The sequence below is a fragment of the Brevibacterium otitidis genome, from assembly GCF_042429315.1.
Classification (GTDB): Bacteria; Actinomycetota; Actinomycetes; order Actinomycetales; family Brevibacteriaceae; genus Brevibacterium; species Brevibacterium otitidis.
In genome coordinates this window covers 39,933-48,391 of sequence record NZ_JBHMAU010000010.1, presented here as the reverse complement: position 1 = coordinate 48,391, position 8,459 = coordinate 39,933, and the positions used below count along the sequence as shown (strand labels likewise).

Genomic DNA, 8,459 nt, shown 5'->3' with positions numbered 1-8,459 from the left:
GGCCGGGAATGTTGACTTACAACATCACCATTTTCCCAGTTCAGGAGGGGCATTTCCATTCCACACGCGGCTCGATCCGGCTACTTACATCGGTGGATCAAGGCTAAGCCCGCGCAACTGTGAGGCTCGCGCACCCCCTTGGGCCCGCGCACCCCCTGAGACTTATGCAGCTTTCGCGCGCACGAGCTTGAAGCCCTCCGACCAGGCCAGCAGGTCAGCGAGCATCGAACCGAACGGCTGCACCGACACCTCGGTCGGGGCGAAGACACCGTCAGCGAAGTCGGTGAAGATCGAGAACGACGCCGTGTGCCGGACGGTGGCGGCGCGGTGGTTCGAGAAGACCAGGCGCCATGCCTCGACGGCCCGCACACCCTTGTCTGCGCCGTAGCTGGAGAAGGCGATGGGCTTGTTGGCGAACTCGACGGCCACATAGTCCAGCGCGTTCTTGAGTGCCCCGGGAATGGAGTGGTTGTACTCCGGGGTGACGACGATGTAGGCATCGAACGGCGCGATGGCGGCGGCCCATTTCTTCGTGTGCGCGTTCTGGTAGTTGTGCGCGCCCGACGGGATCTCCTCGTCCAGCAGCGGCAGGCCGAAGTCCATGAAGTTGACGACCTCGAACTCAACACCGCGGTTGGTGAGCTGCTGGGAGATCCAGTCGACGACCTGCGGGTTGAGGGCTCCGGGGCGGCTGCTGCCGGCGATGACTCCGATGCGTGTCACGTGCGTGGGCTCCTTTCGGTCGCGGTCACGGCGACCTTGTAGTTGATGAATCAACTACACACTAGAACCGCTGGCCGGGTCTGCGCACACCGATCGGATTCTGCTCGGCGATCTCACAGCTTCGCCAGTCCAGCCTCACCCGTGTGATGCCGCCACGAAACGGTGAGCATCTCACGCAGCACACCGAGGTCGAGGTCGGCGAGCTTGTTCGCATAGAGGCAGGACACACTCGTCGTGTGCTTGCCCAGGCGGGCCAGGTCATCGCGGTAGGCGTCGAATCCCTCGGAGAAGTACAGCGTCAGCTTCGCCTTCCGCGGGCTGAACCCGAGTGTCGGCATCTCGCCTTCCCGGCCGCTGGCGTATCGGTAGTGCTGCGGGCCGAAGCCGATGATCGATCCGCCCCACAGCACCGCCTGCTGCCCGGAGATCTCGGCCACCATCTCGATGAGCGTCCGCGTCTCCGGCTACCGGCGCTCAGGCAGTGCGGCGATGAACTCCTCGATCGCGGCATCAGTGGGCCGCAGCACTGCATCGTCATTGCGCCGGCCATCACCAGCACCATCAGCCGCCCCAACAGCACCAACACCCCCACCGCCCACCGCCGGCTCCTGCTTCGCCACCGGCGTCAGTCCATCACGAGGCCGTTGTCGACGACGAGGTTCTGGCCGGTCACCGCGCGCGAGGCCGGTGAGGCGAAGAACGTCACCGCCGAGGCGAACTCCTCCGGCGTGGTCACATGTCCCAGCGGCGTGCTCGCAGCGATCGCATCGAACACCTCGTCAGGGGTGGCCGAGGAGGCGTCGGTGGTGCGCAGCAGCCCGCCGGAGACCATGTTCACGCGCACGCCCAGCGGCCCGAGGTCCTTGGCGTAGGTGCGGGTGAGTGAGAGCAACGCGGCCTTGGCGGCGGTGTAGTCGTGGTACGGCACGACCGGATTCTGGAACAGGTTCGTGCCGATGTTGACGACCCGGCCAGAGCCGATCTCGCGGAACCCATTCATCGCCGCCTGGATGACATGCATCGCCCCGCCGACGGTGCCGCGGAACTGCTGCTCGAAGGCGGCGAAGGCGATCTCATCGGCGTCCGGGCGCTCATCGCCGTTGAAGGAGAAGTCGACGAGGGCGTTGTTCACCACGGTCGTGACCGGCCGGCCGAACTCCTCGCGGGCGGCTTCGAACATCGCGACCACCTGGCGGAAGTCGGTGACGTCGGCTTCGACGGCCAGGGCCTGACCGCCTCGGGCGCGGATCTGCTCAGCGAGCTCCTGGGCCTGGTCGGCGGAGTGGCGGTAGTTGATAACGAGGGCTGCGCCTTCCTGGTAGAAGGCCTTGACGATCGCGGCGCCGAGCCCGCGGCCGCCGCCGGTGACGAGGACGAGCTGATCGCTCAGCGGCAGCGCCGCCGTCGTGTGAGCCTGTGCGTTCGACATTGAACCTCCCGTGTCGGGGGCCGGATGTGCATGCGACCGGCCCGAAGATGTGACCTGTCACCAGCCTATCGGTTCCGCCTGCCCAGCGGCGTGCCCGGCGATTCTGCCCAGCGGCGTGCCGATCAGCGGCGGGCGGCCCGCTCGGCTTCCCGGCGCTCGCGGCGGGTGAGGAACTCGCCCGCGCCTGCCGGCTCCGGTGCGGCATCCGCGCCCGAGGTAGGGGTCGCCTCAGCGGGGGCATCGGTTCCCGAGGCGGCATCCTCACCCGAGGTGTCGGCGGCCGTGCGCGCCCCATCGGCCGACGGCAGCTCGGAGGGGTCGAAGCCCAGCTTCCGGCCCGGGGCGGTGAGCGGGTAGAGGATCGCGAACCACAGGGCGATGAGCACGCCGGCGACGATGAGGATGTTGCCCCAGGCGGGGATCGCGCGGTCGAAGGCGAGCAGCGCCTCCTGCAGCTTCGCTGCGGTCGCCGTGGAGATGACTTCGGGCGCACCGACGAGCCCGTTGGTGGCCATGAAGATGATGCCCACCGCGATGAAGATGATGCCGGTGATGAGCGAGGTGGTGTGGAAGGGCCGGCCGCCGATCATCAGCGTCTTCCCGCGCAGCCACTGCATCCGGCCTGAGCCCAGGCGCTGCCAGATGAGGGCGATGATGAACACCGGCGCCGCGATGCCGAGCGCATAGACCGACAGGTAGAACATGCCCACCAGCGGCGAACCGCCGGTCGCGGCGATCGTGAGCACCGCGCCGAGGATCGGGCCGGTGCAGAACCCGGCGACCCCGGAGACGATGCCGAGCACATAGGCGCTCAGCAGTGAGGCGGTGCCGCCGTTGCCGGGGTTGCGCATGCTCTCGGGCAGGAAGCGGCCGAGGTCGAAGCCGAGGCCGAAGATCTGCAGCAGCCCGAAGATGATGAGCAGGATGCTCGCGACCATGATGACGGTCGTGCGGTGGGCGGTCAGCAGCCCGCCGATGAAGCCGGCGCCGGCTCCCATCGGCAGCAGGATCGTGAGCAGGCCGATGAGGAACATCGCCGAGCGGCCAATGAGCTTGGCCCCGCCGGAGACGGTGAAGGCGAAGAACGCCGGGATGAGCAGCGCCCCGCACGGGCTCAGCAACGCGAGCACCCCGCCGAGGAACGCGGCAGTGAGGCCTATCGTCACGAACCGGCACCCCCGCCGCCCTCACCGGAGCCGCCCTGGCCGGAGCCGCCCTGGCCGGAGCCGCCCTCATAGGGGTTGTCCTCCGCGGCCGCCTTGATGACCTTCTCGAACTCCTCCAGCGGCTGCGCGCCAGACAGCGGCTCGCCGTTGATGAGGAAGGCCGGAGTGTTGAAGGCGCCGACAGCCGCGGCCTCATCGACGTTGTCGTGCACATGCTGATAGGCCTCATCGGCTTCGATGTCGCGCTCGAACTGCGCGATGTCCATATTCAGCGACTGCGCGACCTCGGTGAGCTTCTCCAGGGTCAGATCCTCGGGATCGAGCGCCTCCCCATCACCGAAGAGCGTCTGATGAAACTCGATGTACCGATGCTGCTGCCCGGCCGCCCACGCGCCGCGCGCCGCAAGATTGGAGTCATCGCCGAAGAAGTCCACATCGCGCCATTCGATGCGCAGCTGCGAGCTGTTGACGTACTCGTCGATGAGCTGCGACTCCGTTTCAGCCGAGTGCCGGGCGCAGAACGGGCACTGGAAGTCGGTGAACACGACCATCGCAACCGGCGCCTCGGGGTAGCCCAGGGCGAAGGGGTCCTCCGCCTCGCGGGTGGCCTCGCCCGGCTGGGCGAGCTGCTCGCCCTCACCTGCACCGTCCTCGCCTCCCGCGCCCGAGGCGTCACCGCCGGGCCCGCCTGCCTCACCCTGGCCTGCCGGCTGGGAGGGCTCGGCGACTGGGGTCGGCTCATCGGCCTCGTCGATGACGAGGATGAAGATCGCGATGAGGGCGATGACCACGATGTTGACCGGGATCGCCCAGAACCAGAAGGGGCGGGAGTTGGGTCGCACGCTTCCACCATAGACAGGATGAGCGAACCTGTGCACACGCTGAGAAACCGACCCGGGTATTTCCCGACACAAGCTTCCTTGCGGGTTCGCAATCGGCGCCGCGACGGCCGGCGGCAGGGCTCGGGTGCGTGCAGGAATTTCGCAGCGTGGGTATTAGGATGAGTCGGAGACTCCTGCACCGGCGACTTCTGAAACGGACCCTCTTTGAACGGCAATTCGTCTTTCCGGCACTCCAACGTCGCACTTCTCGGCCTCGCCGAGGTGACAGCTCCTGTCGAGGTCACCTCGGCATCGTTCGATGAGCGGCTGGCCGGAACCCTCAAGCGTCTGGGCCTGCCCGCCGGCCTGCTCCAACGTGTGGCCGGAGTCCACACCCGCCGCAACTGGGAACACCCCTCCGACTTCGCCACCGGTGCCGCCGAGGCCGGCCGCAAGGTGCTCGCCGACACCGGCATCGACGCCGATGCCGTCGGCCTCATGATCAACGCCTCGGTCACCCGCGAGAACCTCGAACCCTCCGTGGCCGTGTCCGTCCACCACGGCATCGGGCTGCAGCCGCATGCCATGAACTTCGATCTCACCAACGCCTGCCTCGGGTTCGTCAACGGCATGACCCTGGCTGCCACGATGATCAACTCCGGCCAGCTCGACTACGCGCTCATCGTCGCCGGTGAGGACGCCTCCCGGGTGCAGGAGTCGACGATCGAGCGGCTGTCGCGCCCGGAGATCACCCGCGCTGAGTACCTCAACGAGTTCGCCTCTCTGACCCTGGGCTCCGGCGCCTCGGCAGCCCTGCTGGGACCGGCCGACAAGCACCCGGAGGGCCACCGGATCCTCGGCGGCGTGACCCGCGCTGCGACGTGGAACCACCAGCTGTGCGTCGGCGATCACGACGGCATGTTCACCGATGCCAAGGGCCTGTTGGACAACGGCATGGAGCTCGTCACCACCGCCTGGCACACCGCCCACGGCGACGGCTGGGACTGGCGGAACATGGACGCCTACGTTATGCACCAGGTCTCGGATGTCCACACCAATGCGATCGCCAAGGCCGTCGACCTCGACACCTCCCGGATCCCCACCTCGTATCCGGAGCTCGGCAATGTCGGGCCGGCCTCGCTGCCCATCACGCTCACCCGCAAGGCCCCGGAGCTCTCCGCCGGCGACCGCGTGCTGTGCATGGGTGTGGGCTCGGGTCTCAACACGGCGATGACGGAGATCGAGTGGTGAGACTGCCCGGTCTCGGATCACTGCCCGGTCTCGGATCACTGTCCGGCCTCGGTTCGCTCACCGGACCCAGCTCTCTGCCGGCCCGCCCGGCCGCGCTGCCGGGCGAGCTGCCCGGCTGGGATCCGCAGTGGTCCAGGCTCGTGACGGTCCCCACCGTCGACGGCGAGCGCACCTTCCACGTCCTCGACACGCTGCCGGCGCTGCAGGCTGCCGGCCTGGAGCCCACCGGCACGATCCTCGCCCTCCATGGCAACCCCACCTGGTCGTATCTGTGGCGGCACCTCGCCGCCGTGTCGCTGGACCGCGCCCGAGGCGCCGGTCCGGCTGGTGCTGGTGACCGCGCCCGAGGCGCCGGTCCGGTCTGGCGCATCATCGCCCCGGATCAGCTGGAGATGGGCTTCTCCGAACGCCTCGCACACGATGCCCTCCCAACCACCCACGGTCCCGGCTTCCGGCGCATCGCCGAACGGGTCGCCGACTTCGATGCCGTCGTCACGGCGCTCATGGCCGAGCAGCCGACTGCGCACACCGTCACCCTCGGCCACGACTGGGGCGGGGTGCTGTCCCTGACGTGGGCGGCCCGCCACGAGGACCGCGTCGATGCGGTCATTTCCCTCAACACCGCGGTCGCCCAGCCGGAGGGTACCCCGATCCCTGCGCCCCTGCAGGCCGCGCTGGCCGGGCCGATGCTGCCGCTGTCGACCGTGCGCACCGACTGGTTCCTGCGCACCACCCTGTCGCTGGCCCAGGGCTCACTCACCGACGCCGAGAAGGACGCCTTCCGCGCCCCGTACCGCAGCGCGGAGCAGCGCGGCGGAATCGGTGCCTTCGTCGCCGACATCCCGGCGGTCGAGACCCATCCGTCGTATTCGGAGCTGCAGCGGCTAGGCGAGGACATCGCCGAGCTGCAGGTACCGGCGCTGCTCGTGTGGGGGCCGAAGGACCCGGTGTTCCTCGAGCGGTTCCTGCGCGATCTGCGCCACCGCCTGCCGCAGGCCGATATCCACCGCTGTGAGAAGGCATCCCACCTCGTGAGCGAGGATGCCGATGTCGCCAGCATCGTCCTCGGCTGGCTCGACACCCGGTTCGCCCCCGCCGCCGTTTCCGGCTCGGATGCCGCGGAGGCGACCCCCGCCTCGGGAACGGAAAGCGCCGCCGTGGGCACGCGGATGATCTTCGATGCACTCGCCGAACGCGCCGAGGATGAGGCGATCGCCTCGGTCGACATGTCCCAGTCCCCGCCGCAGTCGGTGAGCTGGCGGCAGCTGGCCGGCGTCGTCGACGGGATCGCGGCGGGCCTGCAGGCGCGCGGGCTCGAACCCGGCGACCGGGTCTCGCTGCTCGTCACTCCCGGCAACGATCTCACGGCCGCCGCCTACGGCGTGCTCAAGGCCGGCGGCACCGTCGTCGTCGCCGATGCCGGGCTCGGGGTGGCCGGTATGACCCGGGCGATCCGCTCGGCGGATCCGCAGTGGATCATCGGCGAGCTGCCCGGCCTCACCCTGGCGCGCACCGCCGGCTGGCCGGGCCGTCGCATCTCCGTCAGCGCGCTACCGGCGCCGGAGCGGCTGACCCTCGGCGTCGAGACCTCGCTCACCGAGCTCATCCGTGCCGGCCGCGCCCACCTCGCCGGCACTGCGTCCACAACAGGGGAGGCCGCTGCCGGGCAGACCGCACCGGGGCGAGCCGAATCTGCGCAGACCGCAGCAGCCCTGCGCCGCCCGGACCCCGATGATCTCGCCGCGGTGCTCTTCACCTCCGGATCGACCGGTCCGGCCAAGGGCGTGCGCTACACCCACGCCCAGCTCGCCGCCCTCATGGACGTGCTCACCCGCACCTTCGACATGCGCCCGGGCGCCGGCCTGGTCGCCGGGTTCGCGCCGTTCGCGCTCTTCGGCCCCGGCCTCGGCGTCACGAGCGTCACCCCGGACATGTCGGTGACGAAACCGCGCACGCTCACTGCCTCGGCGCTGGCCGCTGCCGTCGCCGAGGCCGACTGCACGATGGTCTTCGCCTCACCTGCCGCCTACACCAACGTCTGCGCAACCGCCGGTGACCTCACCGAGGCGCAGCGGGCCGCCTGCGCCGGCGTCGAGCTCGCACTCTCGGCCGGCGCACCGGTGCCGCTGGCGCTCATGGACCAGGTGGCTCAGATCTTCCCGCACGCCGAGATCCACTCGCCCTACGGCATGACCGAGGGGCTGCTGCTGGCCGATATCGACCGGCACGCCGTGGCCGCCGCCGAGGCGGAGGGCACCGAAGCTGAGGGCCCCGCCGAAGCAGCTGGTACCGAATCTGAGGGCGCCGAGGCTGCGGAGGCCGAGGCGGCCCAGCCCGAGGCGGCCCAGCCCGAGGCGGCCCGGCGCGGGGCGCATGCCGCGCGCGGCGTGTGCGTCGGCACCCCGATCGACGGGGTGCGCTTCGCCCTCGCCCCGATCGACGCGGCCGGGGAATCTGCCGAGGAGCTGCTCACCGGAGCGGACGCCCAGGAGCGGCTCGGCGAGTTCGTCGTCTCCGCCGCACACATCCGCGACGGCTACGACCGGCTGTGGTCGACCGACCGGCAGGCCAGCCGCGACACGCTCGACGGGCAGCGCTGGCACCGCACCAACGACATCGGCCACATCGACACCGCTGGCCGCATCTGGATCGAAGGCCGCCTCCAGCACATCATCACCACTCCGGCCGGCCCGCTGGGCCCCGGCGGGATCGAAGCGCTGACCGACCGCGACCCGGCAGTCTTCCGCTCGGCCGCCGTCGGCGTCGGCCCGACCGGCACGCAGGCGCTCGTTCTCGTGCTCGAACCGGCCGCCGGCAGCGACCCGGACACCGGCGAACCCCTGGCCCCCGGCCTGGCTCCGCTGCCGGTGGCTCAGCGGCTGCGCACCCACGTCGCGGCCGCGACCGGCGCGGATGTCGCAGCCGTGCTCGTCGCCCCGTCGTTCCCGACCGACATCCGCCACAACTCGAAGATCGACCGCTCGCGGCTCGCCGACTGGGCGGCGGCCGTGCTGGGCGGCGAGCCGATCCGCAAACCGTAACCACCGCCTCGGGCCCGGCCAGCTCATA

Annotated in this window: 8 protein-coding genes; 2 read left to right on the top strand and 6 right to left on the bottom strand. The window is 69.9% G+C overall.

The genetic code is table 11. The annotated features are described in order from the left end of the window. Positions 1-162: 162 nt before the first annotated feature. The 6 genes from ACFFN1_RS01005 to ACFFN1_RS00980 all read right to left on the bottom strand — a co-directional run bounded on the left by ACFFN1_RS01005 (position 163) and on the right by ACFFN1_RS00980 (position 4,160). The gene (locus ACFFN1_RS01005) at positions 163-723 is read right to left on the bottom strand and encodes an NADPH-dependent FMN reductase (RefSeq protein ID WP_376837766.1); all 561 of its coding nucleotides are present in this window, start codon (positions 721-723) and stop codon (positions 163-165) included. A gap of 113 nt (positions 724-836) precedes the next feature. Then, on the bottom strand, positions 837-1,169 hold the full coding sequence (locus ACFFN1_RS01000) for a DUF1801 domain-containing protein (RefSeq protein WP_376837771.1): 333 nt from the start codon (positions 1,167-1,169) through the stop codon (positions 837-839). A gap of 18 nt (positions 1,170-1,187) precedes the next feature. After that, positions 1,188-1,343: a hypothetical protein gene (locus ACFFN1_RS00995; RefSeq protein ID WP_376837764.1), complete on the bottom strand. Its 156-nt coding sequence runs from the start codon at positions 1,341-1,343 to the stop codon at positions 1,188-1,190. A 5-nt stretch (positions 1,344-1,348) separates the two neighbouring features. Beyond that, positions 1,349-2,152 carry a 3-oxoacyl-ACP reductase gene (locus tag ACFFN1_RS00990; protein WP_376837762.1) on the bottom strand — a complete coding sequence of 268 codons (804 nt, stop codon included), beginning with the start codon at positions 2,150-2,152 and terminating at the stop codon, positions 1,349-1,351. 122 nt (positions 2,153-2,274) lie between these two features. Then, entirely contained in the window at positions 2,275-3,318 is a 1,044-nt protein-coding gene (locus tag ACFFN1_RS00985; protein WP_376837760.1) for a cytochrome c biogenesis CcdA family protein, read from the bottom strand. After that, the gene (locus tag ACFFN1_RS00980) at positions 3,315-4,160 is read right to left on the bottom strand and encodes a DsbA family protein (RefSeq protein ID WP_376837758.1); all 846 of its coding nucleotides are present in this window, start codon (positions 4,158-4,160) and stop codon (positions 3,315-3,317) included. Before ACFFN1_RS00980 ends, ACFFN1_RS00985 begins: the two co-directional genes overlap by 4 nt. Positions 4,161-4,364: 204 nt before the next feature. On the opposite strand from ACFFN1_RS00980, the gene ACFFN1_RS00975 reads away from it, so the two are divergent. Continuing rightward, the gene (locus ACFFN1_RS00975) at positions 4,365-5,390 is read left to right on the top strand and encodes a 3-oxoacyl-ACP synthase III (RefSeq protein ID WP_376837757.1); all 1,026 of its coding nucleotides are present in this window, start codon (positions 4,365-4,367) and stop codon (positions 5,388-5,390) included. After that, on the top strand, positions 5,387-8,431 hold the full coding sequence (locus ACFFN1_RS00970) for an alpha/beta fold hydrolase (protein WP_417281573.1): 3,045 nt from the start codon (positions 5,387-5,389) through the stop codon (positions 8,429-8,431). The genes ACFFN1_RS00975 and ACFFN1_RS00970 overlap by 4 nt, the downstream gene beginning before the upstream one ends. Positions 8,432-8,459: the final 28 nt, after the last annotated feature.

Bases quoted from the DNA above. Each gene is read 5' to 3' on its own strand.
- ACFFN1_RS00990 (WP_376837762.1), bottom strand. From the start codon at position 2,152: ATGTCGAACGCACAGGCTCACACGACGGCGGCGCTGCCGCTGAGCGAT.